Below are 15,975 nucleotides of genomic sequence, written 5' to 3'. Positions count from 1 at the left end.
TCTAAGCTCCTCAGATTGCGATGACGCGGGCGTCGATGGGGGTGGTGGTCTGGAAACGGGACGGGATATCGACCCCGTCCTCGGTCACGACCATCGTGTTAATCGTGCGGTATCCGTCACGGCCGGGGCGGTAGACGCCGGGCTCGTTCGAAAAGATCATGTTGGTTTGAATCGGTGTGTGGTCGCCGGGGGCGAGCCAGGGGGCCTCGTGACCTTCCAGCCCCATACCGTGGCCGATCCGGTGGCGGATCGTGTCGCCAAGGCCCGCCTCGCGCAGGGCGTCGAGCGCGGCATCATTGGCCTGAGCACACGTGGCGCGGGCAGCCAAAGCGGCAACACCGGCATCGTTGCACGCCTCCATCGCCGCCATGATCCGGCGCTGTTCGGCGCTGATTTCACCCACGATCAGGGTCACGCCACTTTCGGCGTGATAGCCGCCAAGGCTGCCGCCGATCCCGGCGATCAGGGTCTCTCCGGGTTGCGGAACCCGCTCCAGAACCGCGCCATGGGGCAGGGCCGCACGGGGGCCGGAATGGACCGAGGCGGTGATGCCCATCGGTGTGCCGGCAAAGGCGGTTTTGTGTTTTGCAAACAAGGCGCCACGGGCATGACCCATGGCGTCGGCCATCAGGTCGGCTTCGGTGCCGCCTTGGGAAATAATGTCACCTGCGGCGTTGTGCAGGCGCGTCAGGAAGAGGTCAGCGAAACTAGCGGCCTCGATCGTCAGCGCGATCTCTTCGGGTTCCTTTATCGCGCGGACCTGCATGGCGTAGTCGGTCAAGTCGAGCCGCGCGACCATTGTTTTTGCGGCATCCAGAAGCTGCGCGTCCATCAGGTCTACCGCAATGCGCTTTCGCCCGATTTGGTCGAACATCCACAGGACGGCCGGCACCTCACCGGGGAATTCATCGTAGAACCGCTGGTCTTTTATACCCGTGCCTTCCGCGTTCTCCCGTTCCAGCGCGGGCAGCATCAGGATCGGATCTCCCACAACTGGAACCCAGACGCCCATGGGACGTTCGTTGGCGGAAAGGAACAGACCCGTCGCGTAGGCCAGATTGGGGGCCCGCAGGAGGAGCAGGCCATCAACACCCGCGGCTTGCGCCCGCGCGCGCAACCGGTCACGCGCGCGGGCAAAGAAATCTGCACCAAGGGGGCGGAGGCTCATAGGAAGTCGCCCGTGTAGGGGCCAAGCTCATCAAGGGGCGATTTCAGGCCCAATTCCTTCGCAAGCTCTTTCATGTCAGCCAAAACCACAGTGTCGATTGGCACGCCGTTCTCGGATTTGGCGGCGGTGCGACGGGCTTCTTGCTCACCGGGGACGAGAATTTCGTCGAAGCCGGGGCGCAGGGCGCGGGTCTTGGCCATCTGGACGAATTCACCCATCCGGGTGGCGTAATCCTCGGGGTCCATGAACCAAGAGATATCAATGGCCTGGAAGTAGTGGGAGACGTCCAATTTCTTGGGGTCGGAGTAGGGTTTCAGACCAAATCCACCCCCCGAAAGCACGCCGGTCAGCGCCTCGGTCATGAAGGCGAGGCCATAGCCCTTGTGCCCGCCAATCGCGAGAAGCGGGCCTTTCAAAGCGGCAGCGGGGTCGTCGGTTTCCTCGCCGTCCGGGGTGATCGCCCAATCCAGCGGCATCTTTTTGCCCTCTCGGATCAGCCAGTTCATCATGCCCTTGCCCGCCGTCGTCAGCGCGATGTCGAGCACGGTGGGGAAGCCTTGGTCCGACGGGGCGGCAATGGACCACGGGTTGGTGCCCGTGACGCCCTCGCGCCCGCCCCAGGGGGCCATTTCGGGGCCCGCGTTGGTGAAGGCCATGCCGATGCAGCCGTGTTCCAGGGCTTGGCAGGCGTGAACGGCGCTTGATCCGTAATGCGTCGAGTTGCGCACGATTACGGTGCCGATCCCGCCTTCCTTGGCCTTCTTGATCGCTAGCGACATCGCCTTGGATGCTGCCACGGTGCCGATCCCGTTATGGGCATCCACCAGCGCCAGCGCGGGGCCTTCCTTCACGACGGACCATCCGGCCTGAGGATCGACCTCTCCATTCCCGATCCGCTCGTGATAGCGGCGCAGGCGGGCGACGCCCTGGCCTTGGCCGGGGTGAAACCGCAGTTCCGAGAAGATCAGCGCATCGGCAAAAATGCCTGCATCCTCGGCGGTCAGGCCAAGCGCCTCGAACCCTTCCGAGACAAAGGCCCGCAGTTGTGCGCGGTCGACGTTGGTCATTTTGATGACGCGGGCAGGGGTTTGTTCAGTGGTCATGCGGAGAGTCCTAGAATGTCTGCGATATTGGTGCCGGGGGCCTCGAAGCTGCCCAGTTGGCCTGCGGGCGCGGTCATCACGACAGTCATGCCGGGGCCATAGCCTGCGCGGGGGCCGTCGGTCTGGCCCACGATGCCAATGCTCATCGCGTCGCGCAGATAGCCGTGGTTGTAGCGGCTGTCGGTGTCCTGGATCGCGACAACATCACCAAGGCGTAGGTTATCGAGCCCGTGTTCCGCCAGAGCGGCACGGTCGGTGGATTGGATATGAAGTGAGCCACCTTCCGACGTAAGCCCTGCACCGGCACCCACGAAATGCGGCGGCACCGTTGCGACCACACCGATTTTCAGAACATCGCCCTCCATCTTTTTGGGAAGCGCGTCGAAAAGGGCGGGGGACAAGGATTTGAAGGCAACATCGGGGCAATCGGGCACCGACAGACCCACTCCTTCGCTTTTGACCAGAATTTGATCATCCACAGCGATTTTGCGGCGGGTCTCTGTGTCGAAGTGAACGATGACCTGGTCCGAGAACCGCCCGGATTTGCCCGTCACCACACCGCGCGCGCCTTTGGCAGCGCCGCTGGCAACCATCGCCTCGTTGCCGACGCATGCAAAGACGTTGAGACCCCGGTTCTTGTTTGCATCGGGGTGCGAGATGCTGATGGATGGGTGGATGCAATCACCCGCCCATCCAAAGGCGCTATCACCCACGGTGACATTATAAACGATGCCGCCGAAGGTGGGCCAAAGGAAGGCCTTGCCGTCTGCGTCCAATCGGTAGGGTTCTGCCGGAAGGCCAGAAAGGGAGGGGTTCGCGACCTGTCCCATGACAGAGACGGTGACAATATCGGCGGCGTTGGTTTGGATGCTCATATCAGGCTCCGAGCTCGAGAAGAGTGGCAAGGTTCGCGGAGGGATCGACAGTGAAGTCGATCTCACCCTCGCGTGCGGTCATTAGGGTAAGGATGCCGGGGCCGTGGCCTGTCATGATGCTATCGCCGTGGATGCACAGGCAGATAGAGACGGCGCCTTCACGGTAGGACCGGCCCCAGTGGTGGTCGGCGTGGCGGATGGCGATCACATCGCCAAGGCGCATCTGGTCAATGCCCAGTTCCGCCATTAACGCGCGGTCGCCCGACATCAGATCTTGGTCGACATATTCTGAGTTCAACTCGGCCCCCGATCCCATGATGCGGATCGGCAGCTCCATCGCGACATTCACATGGAGGCGCCCGGCGCTTTCCGTGATGCCGAGGGCATGGAACAGGCGCGGGCTCATCTTCTTGAGAGCGACACCGGGATAATCAGTCAGGGCAAGGCCTTGACCCTTGGTCATGACCTGAATGCGATCGCCCGGTGCCATAACATCGTGCGCGTCGGGCGAAAATTGCACAAGAATGCGGGCATGTTCTCCGACGACGATGCCCCGCGCACCGGCGGCCATGCCAGAGGTTACAACGGCCTCATTCCCGATACAGTTGAGGTAATGCAGCGCGTGGTGACGCCCCGAATCCGATTCGTCATCTATGGAAACACCCGGCTCCACATGGTCGCCCGCCCACCCAAAGGCACGATCGCCACAGCGGACGTTATAGGTGATCCCGAACATGCCCGGCAGGACCGTCGCGCGGCCATCGGGATGGGGAATGTATTGGCCGGGGCGCACCGCAGGCGTGGTGATTACGCCTGATACGGCCATCTCGACCAAGGCGGCTTCGTTGGTGGTTGGGGTAGACATTTAGCGTCACGTCCTTTGCGGGCAGGGGCGGCAGAATTGGACAATGTTTTGGTTTGACTTCCGATGACTTCCTTGCCATCAGTAGATTGTCGACATTGTACTTGTTCAAATGAGATACACGAGCAGGTTAGATAGTCAACACCCCGTATCGACGACGTTGCCGCCTGAAAGGTGGGACCGTTTCGCAAGCAACATCCGAGTGGAGAGCGCCCAAAAATGAGTTACGCTGGATTGATCGAAGTCACCGGTCGTGTGAACGATTTCTTGAATGCCGGATCGGTCCTGTCGTGGGATGCACGCACGATGATGCCAAAGGGCGGGGCAGAGACACGCTCCAAGCAATTGGCCACCTTGGCGGTCGCTGCGCGCAACCTACTTTGCTCCGATGAGATGAAGCGCGCCCTTGATGGGGCCGAGGCGGAGGTCGCCGGTAAACCCGATGACAGCCCAGAGGCGCGGATCGTTGCGCAGGTGCGCGAGGCGATCGGGTATCACGAACGCATCCCGGCAGAGTTGCTGCGCCGCAAGACGGAATTAGGCTCTGCCGCCCATGAGGTTTGGGCCGAGGCGCGCGAGAAGGCCGACTTCTCTATCTTCGCGCCCGCGCTGACTACGATGGTCGATATCAACCGCGAAATGGCCGAGGCGCTTGGCTATGAAGACCACCCTTATGACGCGCTGATGTATCGGTTTGAACCGGGCACGACGACGACAGGCCTCACCAAGCTGTTCGGGCGCTTGCGCGAAGGGATGATCCCGCTGATCCGCGCCATTGCCGAGGCCGAAAAGCCCCGCGCTGAATTCCTTTACCGTGATTTCCCGGAAGACGCGCAGATGGCATTTGCGCTGAACATGGCCAAGAAGATTGGCTACGACACAGATCGCGGCAGGCTCGACACCACAGTTCACCCATTCGAGGTGTCTTTTACCCGTAATGATGTGCGTATCACGACACGGGTGAACAAGAACTACATGCCCATGTCACTGTTCGGTGCTTTGCACGAAGCAGGCCACGCGATGTATGAGCAGGGCGTTGATCCTGCCTATACGCGCACTCCGCTCGCGACCGATTTGATCAGCCTTTACGCTGTGGGTGGCGTCAGCTTCGGCGCCCATGAGAGCCAGTCTCGCCTATGGGAAAACCACGTGGGGCGCAGCCGAGGCTTCTGGAAAAACCACATGGGCGACATCCGCGCCGCGTATCCCGGTTTGCTGGATGATGTGAGCGAGGAAGAATTTTACCGCGCCGTGAATCGCTCGGAACCCTCGTTTATTCGGGTGGAAGCGGACGAGCTGACCTATGATTTCCACGTCATGGTTCGGTGTGAGCTAGAGGCCAAGATGGTCGACGGCTCCCTGGAGGTCGCGGACCTGCCCGAGGCTTGGAACGCGGCAATGAAGGAATACCTTGGCGTCGAAGTGCCCGATGACGGGCAAGGCGTTTTGCAAGACGTGCATTGGTCGTCAGGCCAGATCGGCACGTTCTGCAACTATACGATCGGCAACATCATGGCGGCGCAGTTGTTTGATACCGCAACCAGTACCAAGCCCGAAATTCAAACGGCCCTCGACAATGCGGACTACACGCCGCTGCGCAATTGGCTGACCGACAACGTGGCGCAACACGGGCGCCGGTTCTCACGCGATGAACTGTTGGAGAAGGCCACCGGGCGCACGCTCGATCCCGAACCCTACATCGCGCATCTCACCAAGAAGTACTCTGAAATCTACGCGCTGGCCTAAGCGAGAAGGACAAAACCATGACCACACCTAATACCGCTCGCCTTGCGAACCGCGTGAAACTTTCAGACGGCGCCTTGATCACCAAGATGTTGGATATCGCCGAGGGGCTTGATGACGTCATCAAGCTAGGCCGCGGCGACCCGGATCTGGATACGCCCGAACATATCATCAAGGCGGGCCAGGACGCGCTGGCCAATGGGGCCACGCACTACACACACCCCTTGGGCATTCAGCCGCTGCGTGAAGCCATTGCGGACAACATCCGCACCTACGGCGGGGCCGATTACGCGGCCGATGAGATCATGATCACGCCTGGCGGCCAGCAGGGCATGTTCATCATCGCGCTGTCGCTTCTGAACCCGGGAGACGAGATCATCGTGCCATGCCCCGGTTATAATCCATATGGTCAGGCCGCCGAAATGGCGGACGCCAAGGTCGTTCAAATCCCCATGACCATGGAGACGAACTTCACCCTCACCGCAGAGATGGTCGAAGCCCATATCACGCCCAAATCCAAGATCCTTGTGCTGATCAACCCCAACAACCCCACGGGCTCTGTCACGCCCCCTGATGAGGTGCGCAAGATCGCGGAGGTGGCAAAGAAACACGACCTTATCGTGATCTCGGACGAGATTTATGCGCGTCTGACCTTCGGTAACAACACCGTGCTGCCGGTCGCGTCTTTGCCCGACATGAAAGAGCGCACGATCACGCTGTCGGGTTTCTCCAAGGCCTATGCGATGACGGGTTGGCGCATAGGCTATCTGGCCGGACCGCGCGATCTGATCATGCCGATGTCCGAAGTGAACCACGCCTTCGCAATCTCGACCGCTGCCGTGTCGCAGCACGGTGCATTGGCGGCGATGACCGGCTCGCAGGATTGCGTGGAAGAGATGCGCCAAACCTATGACGCGCGTCGCGCGGCAATCTGCAAGGGGCTCGACGCCATCGGCATGAGCTACGCCGAGCCGCAGGGTGCGTTTTACGTCTATGCCAATGTCGCAAGCCTTGGGTTCGGCATCACCGCGGGGGCGTTTTGTGAACGGCTTTTGGCCGAGGGCAAAGTGATGATGTACCCCGGCACCATCTACGGCGACCACACCGATGACTTTGTGCGGATGTCGATGACCCAACCTGTCGACCGCATTGAAATCGCTATGCAACGCATGGCCGCCGTCGTGGAAAGCTTCCGCGCCGAGCAAACCGAACCTGCTGAGTAAGGACCACCTCCGATGACCGTAAAATCTGACAACCCGAACATCAAGAGCATCAAGCACATGGCCTTTGCGGTCAGCGATGCTGAAAAGGCATTGGCGGCCTATTCCCAGTTCCTGCACGTCCCCAAGGATACCGAGATCACCCATTTCGCGAAGTCAGGCAACAAGGTGGCTTTGTTCTATCTGGGCGGGATTGAATACCAGCTTTGCCAATCGACCGAACCGGACGGGCGCTTTGCCACCTGGATCAAGGAACGTGGCGGCGAAGGCCTGCACCACATTTGCTATGAGGTCGACAACATCGACGACGCCCTTGAACACGCGAAGTCCCAAGGCGCGGATCTGCGGATCTGTCAGGCCTGCGGTGTCTACGGCTCCCACGCGCATCCCGAAGGATGGGTCGCGTTCCTTGATAACGACGCGGGCGGGATCGAGATCGAATTCATGCAGGTCTACACGCCCGAGCAATTGGCCGAATGGGAAAACAGCAAGGCAGAAGCAGTATGAGCACGACAGGCAACGAAAGCGTCACCGTAGGCTCCGCCACGGCGGCTCCGGGTGAAATCAAGCGCGGCGCGATTGCCGCCGGTGATCTGGCGGGCGGCGTCAAAGTCGAAATCCCCGTGGTCGTCATCAATGGCGCGGGCGCAGGTCCGACGTTCTGGGTCAACGCCGCGATCCACGGCGATGAGCCCGAGGGGCCTTTGGCCTGTGCCTTGGCTTCCAAGCGGATTGATCCGGCCAAGCTGAAGGGGGCGGTGGTTCTGGTGCCGTGCGTGAACCCGCTGGCGTTCTCGGCGGCGGAACGGGGCAACCCGCTCGACACATTCACCTACGACATGAACCGTATCTACCCCGGCAAGCCCGATGGCTATTTCTCGGACCGCGTGGCCCACGCCCATTGGGAAGCCATGAAGGACGTGGCCGATCTGGAAATCTCGATCCATTCAGGCGGTGCCCACAGCTTCCTTGATAAAGCGATCTTCGTGGATGAGCGCCCCGAAAGCGTCGAACTGGCGAAGGCGATGGGCGAAGGCTGGGGCTGCATCATGTCCAACTTCACCAAAACCGGCAGCCCCATGGCCGCGATGAATAACGCAGGCAAAGTCGGTATCACGGTGGAGCTTGGCGGTCGGTCCTATACCTCGCCCGAGCGGTTCCGCTACGTGGGCGAAGAACTGGCGAAATCCATCGTCAACATCTGCTACCACTACGAGATGCTGGAAGGGCAGGCGACCTACCCGGACGACGCCACCAAAGGCCAGCAAGAGGCGCTATTGGCGCCGGCATCCGGTATCTTCCTGCCAGAGCCGGGCGTCGATTTCCTGACGATGATGAACAAAGGCGACACCATCGCCCGGATCATCAACATCTTCGGGGATGAAGTGGGCGAGTTGAAAGCCCCCGCCGACGGCATGTTCTTCGGCTTGCGGGCCTTGCCCAACGTGAACCAGGGCGATTGGTGCTGCTTCTTCAACAAGGTGGAGGGGCCTCGTGACTAAGCATTCCCCCTCCAAAGGTGAGCGCTCATGAACCGGGCGCGTGATCTTGCAGGATATGGGGCCAACCCGCCCGATATCTCTTGGCCCGGTGGCGCGCGCCTTGCCGTGAACTTCGTGCTGAACGTCGAGGAAGGGTCCGAATACTCCATCGGTGACGGAGATGGACGATCCGAGAGCGCGCTCAGCGAAGTTCGGGCCTCTCGCATCCCGGAAGGCTCGCGGGATCTGGCGGCTGAATCAATGTATGAATACGGCAGCCGCGTCGGCTTCTGGCGCATTCATGATCTGTTCCGGGATCGGGGGTTGCCGTTAACGATCTTCGCCAGCGCCTTGGCCCTTGAACGCACCCCCGGCATTGCCGCTGCAATTGCAGCGACGGACTGGGATATTTGCGCCCATGGGTATCGATGGGTGGAGCAGTATCACCTTGATCCCAAAGCCGAAGCCGACCATGTGGCCCGCGCCCACGATAGCCTTCTGAAAAGCGTCGGGCGGGCGCCGCGCGGGTGGTATTGCCGATACTCTGCTTCCACCGCGACACGCGGGATCGTGGCCGCCCATGGGGGGTATGATTACGACAGCGACGCCTACAATGACGATCTGCCCTATTGGACAGAGGTAGAGGGTAAGCCGCATCTCGTCGTGCCCTACACCATGGTAAACAACGATGCGAAATTCCTTGCGGGGGACGTCTTCTCACCCCGAGATTTTTCCGATTTTCTGATTGATAGTTTTGACGTTTTGCGGGCTGAGGCCCAAACGAAGCCGAAGATGATGTCCGTGGGGCTTCATAGTCGGATTGTCGGACACCCCGGCCGTTTCGCCGCACTCGTTCGCTTTTTGGATCACATTGCGCAATGTTCAGATATCTGGGTGTGTGGTCGGGGCGACATAGCGGACTATTGGACACAGTACGTACCGGCAGGGCCCGCTCAATGACGGGCCATGTTGTCACGCTTCAGACGCCCGATCCTGTCGCCTTCGCGCCGTATGGGCAGTTTGTGACAGCCCCAGATCAACCGGGCAAACGGCAATTCTACAGCGATGCCTTGCATCCCCGCAGCCCCAGCAGCGCACCGGTGCTTCACGTCAATCACGTCTTGCCCAAGACCTTTCCGATCGAAGTGACCGGGATCGAACGCCATCCCTACGCCGCGCAATGCTTCTTCCCCATCGACGTCGCCCGATATGCCGTCATGGTGATGCCCTCGGACGAGACAGGCACCCCGCTTCTGGACCAAGCCCTTGGGTTCATGGTGCCCGGCACGATGGGGGTGATCTACAACCGCGGCGTCTGGCATCTTGGCGCAACAGTGCTTGAGCGCACGTCCCATTTCGCGGTCCTGATGTGGCGCGGCGGGGCGCAGCAAGATGACGACTTCCTTACAATCGACCCGATGACGCTGGTGGAGCCTCTCTGAGGCCTCCGCGCGTCCCCTAATCTTGAAAGCTATCCGACATGAGCACCCGCAAAATTGAACTCTTTGTGCCTGCAATCACGCCTTTCGCTGCGGACCTCTCGATTAATACCGTGCGTTTTGTGGCGAACGCGAAAGCGCTGTTGGCCAATGGTGCCCACGGCTTGGCCCCGTTTGGCACCACGAGCGAGGCGAATTCTCTTTCCGTGGCCGAGCGGATGGCCGCGCTAGAGGCCCTGATCGATGCCGGTATCGACCCGGCGCAGCTAATCCCCGGCACCGGTTGTTGTAACGCGGCCGACACGATCGCCCTGTCGGCCCATGCCACAAAGTTGGGGTGCCGTGGTGTCCTGATGCTGCCGCCGTTTTACTACAAAGGCGTCAGCGACGCGGGTGTCTTCGCGGCCTACGCCCAGGTGATCGACGCCGTGGGCGCGGATCTGCGCGTGTACCTCTATCACATTCCTCAGATGACGGGCGTGCCGATCACTTTGCCGCTGATCGAGATGCTGCTGGAAGCCTACCCCGATGTCATTGCCGGGTTGAAGGACAGCTCGGGCAGTTGGGAAAACACAGCCTCGGTTATCAAAGCCTTTCCGCAGATTGATACTTATTCCGCCTCGGAATCGCGTATCCCTGACAATGTTGCGGCGGGCGGGGCAGGGTGCATCAGCGCCAGTTCCAACGTGAACCCCAAAGGCATCCGTGCGTTGATTGACGGGCTGGACGGACCCGATCACGCCGCCTTGCACGATCAGGTCAGCGCCGTGCGCACGATCTTCGAAAACGTGCCTCTGATCCCGGCCATCAAAGCCGCCGTCGCGGCGCAACTGGATGATGCAGAATTCGCCCGCGTGCGCCCCCCCTTCATGGCCCTGGGCGCAGAGCATTCGGAGGCGATCGCAAAAGCGGTGCGTATCGCAGGGGAGCAAGCCGGAGCATGAGCAATGGCGCGATCCTTGTGACAGGCGCAGGCGGGTTTGTCTGCTCCGAAATCGTCTTGGCGCTGCACCGGGCCGGGCGCAAAGTGATTGCCGTCGATCAAGCCTTTGACGCTGCAACACGGGCGCGTCTGGCGGGCGTGGAAATGGTCGAAGGCGCGCTGAGCGACGGCACCCTAGCGGCGGTCACAGCGCCGCTGTTTGCCGTCATCCATGGCGCGGCCATCACCGCCTCGCCTGAGCGGTTGGGGGTTTCCAACGCAGCGCACGTACGCCGGAACATGGACGTGTTGACCGCGACGCTCGACTTCGCTCGCAACGCCGGGGCCGAAAGGTTCCTGTTCATCAGCTCCATGGGGGTGTTTAACCCTGACGATACCCCCGTCACCGACGGGCTGATCACCGAGGCCACCAGACCCACGGCGACCTGCACCTACTGCGCAGCCAAGCACGCCGGTGAGTTGCTGGTCCAAGCCGCCCGGGACGATAACTTTACGACCCTTAGCCTGCGTTTGGGCAATATCACCGGCCCCTACGAGGCTGTACGCGAAACCCGGCAACACCTGTGCCTTGTGGCCCGGATGGTGGCCGAGGCGAAGGCTGACGGGGTGATTACCGTTCAGACGCCGGATGCATTGCGCGAATGGTCGTGGTTGCCGGATTTGGCAGGTGCCATCGCCGGATTGATTACTGACACGCCATGGGATGGCCCCACCGTCATTCATACCGGAACGCCGCCCACGATTAGCGACCTCGATCTGGCTCGCGCTGTGGCGGATCGGATCTTGGGCACCACCATCCGCCTCGCCAGCCCACCCCACGCGCAGATCCGCCCGCCAATGGGCAGCAAAGCTGCGGCGCTACGCGGCGTGAATTGGACAACAATGGAGGGTGTCTTGGACAACCTTATCCCGGTGGAGGCACCTCAATGAACCCCATTCGCTTGATCATCGTGGGCCTTGGTGCCCGGTCTCGGACCTGGGTGCAGGTTGCGATGGCCAACCCCGACATCGAGATCGCGGCGCTTTGTGACCCCGACCCAACTGCCCGCGCCCGTGCCGCCGAGGCGTTTCCCGATGTGCCCATTGGCGCGGATATTGCTGAGATCATCGGCATCGCCGCCGATGCCGTTCTGCTTTGCACGCCGCCCGGAAAACGCGACGCCCAGATCGAGGCCTGTTGCGCCAACGGCCTTGCGGTTCTTGCGGAGAAGCCTCTGTCCGATAGCATCGTGAGCGCCGCGCAGTTTGTGGACATGGCTGAAGAAGCCAATGTGCCCCTGATTGTGGGCCTCAACTTCCGCTACCTCGCTGTGACCCAGGCGATGCGGAACCTTCTGCGCGACGGCACCATTGGCAAGCCCGAGTTTGGGCGCTTCATCTATGAACGCTGGCGCGATGGCACGCAGGATTGGTTGAACTCCTACCCGCTGACGATGGACCATCCGATGTTGTGGGAACAATCAATTCACCACTTCGACCTGATGCGTTACGTCTATGACGCCGAACCCGCCTACATTCAGGCCCATACCTTCAACCCCAGTTGGACGATGTATGAGGGCGATACCAACGTGTCCGCCCTGATCGCGTTCGAGAACGGGATGAGTGTGAACTACCAAGGCACATGGCAATCGGGCCATGAGCCGATGAACTTCAACTGGCGCACCGATGCATCCGAAGGGATCGTGGTGCAGCGCGAGATGTTCGGCGATCTGGCCTATGCCAAGCGATTGGATGCCGAGCTGACGGAAATTCCGCTGCCTGAACATAAGGCGTGGATCACCGATGCCACCGCCTTGCTGGCGTCGTTCGTGGATACCCTGCGCGGCACCTCTGCGCCCGAATGCACGGGCCGCGACCACCTGCAATCATTGTTCATGTTGGAGGCTTGCATCCTTGCCTCTGACCGTCGCGCGACCGTCTGGATCGACGAAGTCCGCGCTCTTACAACCTCAAAGGAGTTAACATGATTAACGTCGGCATCATTGGCGCGAGCTTCGCGCGGGACGCGTATCTTCCTGCGTTCGAACATATCCCCGGCGCAAAAGTCGTGGCGCTGGCCTCGGGCCGGATCGAAAGCGCCAAAGCGGCAGCTGAGCCTTTTGGGATTACGGCGGTCTATGACGATTGGCAGAAGATGCTGGACGAGCACGCCCTTGATCTGGTGTGCATCGCGACGCCCACGGTCATGCACGCGCCCATGGCGCTGGCCGCGATTGCCAAAGGCGCCCATGTCCTGTGTGAGAAGCCCACGGCGATGAACGCGGACGAGGCGCGGCAAATGCTCGATGCGGCACGCAAGGCCAACCGTCTGCACATGATCGACCACGAGTTGCGCTTCAACCCAACCCGCGCTCGCATCGCCGAACTGATCCACGGCGGCGACTTGGGTGATATCCGCCACGTCAATATCACCAACATCGGCGCGTCATGGGCCAACCCCGCCTCGCGTCCCAAGGGCGATTGGTGGTCTGACGCCGCCATGGGCGGTGGCCGGATGGGGGCCAATGGCTCGCACCAAGTCGATATGCTGCGCTGGTGGTTGGGAGAGCCGACTTCGGTGATCGGGCAGGCGCTGACGATCGTGCCGGATCGGGTCTGCAAGAACACTGGAGAGGCGTGGACAGCCACCGCGGATGATCTGTCCCACATGACGCTGGAGATGAAATCGGGCGCGTTGGCGCAGATCTTCATGAGTGGCGTTGCCGCCGCCAACATGGGTAACGAGACGCAGGTCTTTGGTAGCAAGGGCACCATCACCCTGTCCAATAGTGATGAGAAACTGTACTTCGCCAAGGCCGGTGAAAGCTTCAAGGATATCAGCGTTGAAGATCCGAATGCCTCGCTGGACGGGCTGAACAAAGGCATCTGGAACGTCTCGGTTCTGGCCGCCCTGCAAGAATTGTGCGGCGCGATTGCCGAGGATCGCGGGCTGGCCCGTGGGGCCAGCTTCGTGGACGGTTTGCGCAACCAGATGGTGGTGGACGCGGTCTTTGCCTCGACGAAAAGTCGGAAGTGGGAAGACCTCGACATGGACGGCGCGGTCTGATGCCGGCGTTGTCGGATCAGAGGGTTGTGATTACTGGGGCTGCGCAGGGCCTCGGGGCTGCCATTGCCCGCGTTTTCGCGGGCCTCGGCGCGGACCTTGTGTTGATGGATGTGGACGCCGCCGGGCTTGAGGCGGTCAACGCACAACTCGCAGATACAGCCACCGTAATCGCCGTCGATCTGGCTGATGCGGCAGCGACCGAGCGTGCCATCGCGGCAATCCCCGGTCCGGTAGATACGCTGATCCACAACGCCGCTATCTTGCGCCCGGAGCCTTTGGAAGAGGTCAGCCTAGCGACCTTCCAGGCAACGATGGACGTGGGCATTCAGGCCGCGTTCCAATTGTCCAAAGCGGTTTGGCCCACGATGAAAGCCAACGGCGGGGCGCTGATTTTCGTGTCTTCGCAATCGGGGATCAAAGGCTTTGTGGATGAAACCGCGTATTGCGCGGCGAAACATGCGCTTGAAGGTTTCTCCAAATGTCTCGCCATGGAGGGCGAGGGGCAGGGCATCGTGTCATGCACAATCACCCCCGGCAAAGCCATGCACACCCCCATGTCCGAGCGGAACTATCCCCCCGAATTGAAGGCGCAATGGATCGAGCCAGAGGCGCTTGCGCCCGCTTTCGTCCACATCGCCACCTCCCGCGACGCGTCCCTGAATGGTCAGCGATTGAACGCGTGGGAATTGTCGCAGGAGCATCCCCTATGAAAGACATCTACGACTATATCGACGCCCATGCTGACGAATTCGTCGCCGATTTGCAGGCGTTTGTGCAGCAACCCTCGATCTCGGCGCAGGACATTGGCCTTCGTGAATGCGCCGCACTGATCAGCGACATGATGCACCGCGACGGCCTTCCGGCGGAGTTCCATGAACTCGAAGAAGGCCCGCCCGTCGTTTACGGCGAAGTGCCCTCCAAATCGAAAAAGACGCTGCTGTGTTACTCTCACTACGACGTGCAGCCGCCCGAACCGATCCAGGCATGGAGCCACGGCGGCCCATGGTCCGGCGCGGTGGTCGACGGCATCCTTTATGGCCGCGGTGCCACCGATAACAAATCCGGCGTCCTCGCCTTCAACAAAGCCGCGAAAGCCTTCCTTGCTGTGCGCGGCGAGGTGCCCGTGGGGCTCAAACTTCTTATAGAAGGAGAGGAGGAGATCGGCTCGCCAAACCTTGGGCCATGGGCAAAAGCCAATGCCGAGATGCTGGAGGCTGACGGGATGCATTGCCTCGACGGCTCGCTCGAGATCGGGGTGGACGTGCCGGACGTTTCGCTTGGTCTGAAGTCGGTCCTTTTTGTGGAGTTGATCGCACGTGGCCCACGCACCGATGTGCATTCGCTCAACGCGCCGCTCGTCCCGAACCCAGTGTGGGATCTGGTCCATGCGCTGGCCACGATCATGGACCGAGAAAAGAACATCCTGATCCCTGATTGGGCTGAGGGCATTTATGTGCCCAATGACGAGGATATGGGATATTTGGCCGATAAGGCCGCGCGGATCGACTTCGGCATGCTGAAGGATGAAATGGGGGTCGATGAATTCGCCCTAGGCCGCGACGGCGTGGACGCGCTGAAGGCCCGCACCTACGAGCCGACCGCAAATATCCAAGGCATCACCGGCGGCTATACCGGCAAGGGCACCAAGACGATTGTGCCGTCCGAGGCGCGGGTGCGGATGGATTTCCGCCTGATTCCCAACATCTCGCCCGCCAAGGCGATTGTGAAGCTTCGCGATCATCTCAAGGCGCAGGGGTTCGACAACATCGAAGTGAAGGGCGAAGCGCGCACCGAGGAGCCTTACAAAATCTCGGCCCGCGAAGACATCTCGGTCTCGATCATCGCCGCCGCCCATGAGGTCTACGGAGAGCCGCCGATTGTAAACGGTATCTCGGCCGAAGGCGCGATCCTGAAACATGTGTGGATCCCGTGCGTGCTGACCGGCTTCGCCAACCCCGGCTGTAACCTTCATGCGCCTGACGAGAACATTCACGTCGATAAATACATCCAAGGCATCAAATACGCTGCCGCCATCATGGAACACTTTGGCCGCACCTAAGCGCCCAGTTGCGGCCCCGCCGCGATCCGAACTGCT

At 61.0% G+C, this 15,975-nt stretch carries 16 protein-coding genes; 12 read left to right on the top strand and 4 right to left on the bottom strand.

Features of this window, described 5'->3' with window-relative positions; all coding sequences use genetic code 11:
• Window positions 1-10: 10 nt before the first annotated feature.
• From AADW23_RS00650 to AADW23_RS00635, 4 genes are read right to left on the bottom strand one after another with little or no spacing between them, the layout of a single operon-like run.
• The gene (locus AADW23_RS00650) at window positions 11-1,168 is read right to left on the bottom strand and encodes a Xaa-Pro peptidase family protein (RefSeq protein WP_341862606.1); all 1,158 of its coding nucleotides are present in this window, start codon (window positions 1,166-1,168) and stop codon (window positions 11-13) included.
• The gene (locus AADW23_RS00645; protein ID WP_341862605.1) at window positions 1,165-2,271 is read right to left on the bottom strand and encodes an Ldh family oxidoreductase; all 1,107 of its coding nucleotides are present in this window, start codon (window positions 2,269-2,271) and stop codon (window positions 1,165-1,167) included. The genes AADW23_RS00650 and AADW23_RS00645 overlap by 4 nt, the downstream gene beginning before the upstream one ends.
• Window positions 2,268-3,146 carry a DUF4438 domain-containing protein gene (locus AADW23_RS00640; protein WP_341862604.1) on the bottom strand — a complete coding sequence of 293 codons (879 nt, stop codon included), beginning with the start codon at window positions 3,144-3,146 and terminating at the stop codon, window positions 2,268-2,270. The genes AADW23_RS00645 and AADW23_RS00640 overlap by 4 nt, the downstream gene beginning before the upstream one ends.
• A 1-nt stretch (window position 3,147) precedes the next feature.
• Window positions 3,148-4,011, bottom strand: coding sequence for a DUF4438 domain-containing protein (locus AADW23_RS00635; RefSeq protein ID WP_341862603.1), 864 nt, complete (start codon window positions 4,009-4,011; stop codon window positions 3,148-3,150).
• A gap of 216 nt (window positions 4,012-4,227) precedes the next feature.
• Here AADW23_RS00635 and AADW23_RS00630 point away from each other — a divergent pair, with 216 nt between their 5' ends.
• The 12 genes from AADW23_RS00630 to AADW23_RS00575 are packed head-to-tail and all read left to right on the top strand — an operon-like array spanning window position 4,228 to window position 15,939.
• Window positions 4,228-5,754, top strand: a complete 1,527-nt coding sequence (locus AADW23_RS00630) for a carboxypeptidase M32 (RefSeq protein ID WP_341862602.1) — start codon at window positions 4,228-4,230, stop codon at window positions 5,752-5,754.
• Between the two features lie 17 nt (window positions 5,755-5,771).
• On the top strand, window positions 5,772-6,974 hold the full coding sequence (locus AADW23_RS00625; RefSeq protein WP_341862601.1) for a pyridoxal phosphate-dependent aminotransferase: 1,203 nt from the start codon (window positions 5,772-5,774) through the stop codon (window positions 6,972-6,974).
• Window positions 6,975-6,986: 12 nt separating this feature from the next.
• On the top strand, window positions 6,987-7,478 hold the full coding sequence (locus AADW23_RS00620) for a VOC family protein (RefSeq protein WP_341862600.1): 492 nt from the start codon (window positions 6,987-6,989) through the stop codon (window positions 7,476-7,478).
• The gene (locus AADW23_RS00615) at window positions 7,475-8,473 is read left to right on the top strand and encodes a M14 family metallopeptidase (RefSeq protein WP_341862599.1); all 999 of its coding nucleotides are present in this window, start codon (window positions 7,475-7,477) and stop codon (window positions 8,471-8,473) included. Before AADW23_RS00620 ends, AADW23_RS00615 begins: the two co-directional genes overlap by 4 nt.
• Window positions 8,474-8,500: 27 nt before the next feature.
• On the top strand, window positions 8,501-9,412 hold the full coding sequence (locus tag AADW23_RS00610) for a polysaccharide deacetylase family protein (protein ID WP_341862598.1): 912 nt from the start codon (window positions 8,501-8,503) through the stop codon (window positions 9,410-9,412).
• Window positions 9,409-9,894 (top strand): ureidoglycolate lyase, encoded by a 486-nt coding sequence (locus AADW23_RS00605; protein ID WP_341862597.1) that lies wholly within the window; start codon window positions 9,409-9,411, stop codon window positions 9,892-9,894. Before AADW23_RS00610 ends, AADW23_RS00605 begins: the two co-directional genes overlap by 4 nt.
• A gap of 38 nt (window positions 9,895-9,932) precedes the next feature.
• Entirely contained in the window at window positions 9,933-10,835 is a 903-nt protein-coding gene (locus tag AADW23_RS00600) for a dihydrodipicolinate synthase family protein (protein ID WP_341862596.1), read from the top strand.
• Window positions 10,832-11,764: an NAD(P)-dependent oxidoreductase gene (locus AADW23_RS00595; protein ID WP_341862595.1), complete on the top strand. Its 933-nt coding sequence runs from the start codon at window positions 10,832-10,834 to the stop codon at window positions 11,762-11,764. Before AADW23_RS00600 ends, AADW23_RS00595 begins: the two co-directional genes overlap by 4 nt.
• The gene (locus AADW23_RS00590) at window positions 11,761-12,801 is read left to right on the top strand and encodes a Gfo/Idh/MocA family oxidoreductase (RefSeq protein WP_341862594.1); all 1,041 of its coding nucleotides are present in this window, start codon (window positions 11,761-11,763) and stop codon (window positions 12,799-12,801) included. The genes AADW23_RS00595 and AADW23_RS00590 overlap by 4 nt, the downstream gene beginning before the upstream one ends.
• On the top strand, window positions 12,798-13,880 hold the full coding sequence (locus AADW23_RS00585) for a Gfo/Idh/MocA family oxidoreductase (protein ID WP_341862593.1): 1,083 nt from the start codon (window positions 12,798-12,800) through the stop codon (window positions 13,878-13,880). Before AADW23_RS00590 ends, AADW23_RS00585 begins: the two co-directional genes overlap by 4 nt.
• Window positions 13,881-13,906: 26 nt before the next feature.
• Window positions 13,907-14,590: an SDR family oxidoreductase gene (locus AADW23_RS00580; protein WP_341862592.1), complete on the top strand. Its 684-nt coding sequence runs from the start codon at window positions 13,907-13,909 to the stop codon at window positions 14,588-14,590.
• Window positions 14,587-15,939: a M20/M25/M40 family metallo-hydrolase gene (locus AADW23_RS00575; RefSeq protein ID WP_341862591.1), complete on the top strand. Its 1,353-nt coding sequence runs from the start codon at window positions 14,587-14,589 to the stop codon at window positions 15,937-15,939. Before AADW23_RS00580 ends, AADW23_RS00575 begins: the two co-directional genes overlap by 4 nt.
• Window positions 15,940-15,975 lie beyond the last annotated feature (36 nt).

The sequence above is a fragment of the Gymnodinialimonas sp. 57CJ19 genome, assembly GCF_038396845.1.
In the GTDB taxonomy this organism is placed as follows: Bacteria; Pseudomonadota; Alphaproteobacteria; order Rhodobacterales; family Rhodobacteraceae; genus Gymnodinialimonas.
Note: the sequence above shows the minus strand (reverse complement) of the source record. Positions and strands in the feature narration are given on the sequence as shown.

Excerpts from the sequence above, each read along its gene's own strand:
- AADW23_RS00650 (WP_341862606.1), bottom strand. The coding sequence starts at position 1,168 with ATGAGCCTCCGCCCCCTTGGTGCAGATTTCTTTGCCCGCGCGCGTGAC.
- AADW23_RS00645 (WP_341862605.1), bottom strand. The coding sequence starts at position 2,271 with ATGACCACTGAACAAACCCCTGCCCGCGTCATCAAAATGACCAACGTC.
- AADW23_RS00640 (WP_341862604.1), bottom strand. The coding sequence starts at position 3,146 with ATGAGCATCCAAACCAACGCCGCCGATATTGTCACCGTCTCTGTCATG.
- AADW23_RS00635 (WP_341862603.1), bottom strand. The coding sequence starts at position 4,011 with ATGTCTACCCCAACCACCAACGAAGCCGCCTTGGTCGAGATGGCCGTA.
- AADW23_RS00630 (WP_341862602.1), top strand. The coding sequence starts at position 4,228 with ATGAGTTACGCTGGATTGATCGAAGTCACCGGTCGTGTGAACGATTTC.
- AADW23_RS00625 (WP_341862601.1), top strand. The coding sequence starts at position 5,772 with ATGACCACACCTAATACCGCTCGCCTTGCGAACCGCGTGAAACTTTCA.
- AADW23_RS00620 (WP_341862600.1), top strand. The coding sequence starts at position 6,987 with ATGACCGTAAAATCTGACAACCCGAACATCAAGAGCATCAAGCACATG.
- AADW23_RS00615 (WP_341862599.1), top strand. The coding sequence starts at position 7,475 with ATGAGCACGACAGGCAACGAAAGCGTCACCGTAGGCTCCGCCACGGCG.
- AADW23_RS00610 (WP_341862598.1), top strand. The coding sequence starts at position 8,501 with ATGAACCGGGCGCGTGATCTTGCAGGATATGGGGCCAACCCGCCCGAT.
- AADW23_RS00605 (WP_341862597.1), top strand. The coding sequence starts at position 9,409 with ATGACGGGCCATGTTGTCACGCTTCAGACGCCCGATCCTGTCGCCTTC.
- AADW23_RS00600 (WP_341862596.1), top strand. The coding sequence starts at position 9,933 with ATGAGCACCCGCAAAATTGAACTCTTTGTGCCTGCAATCACGCCTTTC.
- AADW23_RS00595 (WP_341862595.1), top strand. The coding sequence starts at position 10,832 with ATGAGCAATGGCGCGATCCTTGTGACAGGCGCAGGCGGGTTTGTCTGC.
- AADW23_RS00590 (WP_341862594.1), top strand. The coding sequence starts at position 11,761 with ATGAACCCCATTCGCTTGATCATCGTGGGCCTTGGTGCCCGGTCTCGG.
- AADW23_RS00585 (WP_341862593.1), top strand. The coding sequence starts at position 12,798 with ATGATTAACGTCGGCATCATTGGCGCGAGCTTCGCGCGGGACGCGTAT.
- AADW23_RS00575 (WP_341862591.1), top strand. The coding sequence starts at position 14,587 with ATGAAAGACATCTACGACTATATCGACGCCCATGCTGACGAATTCGTC.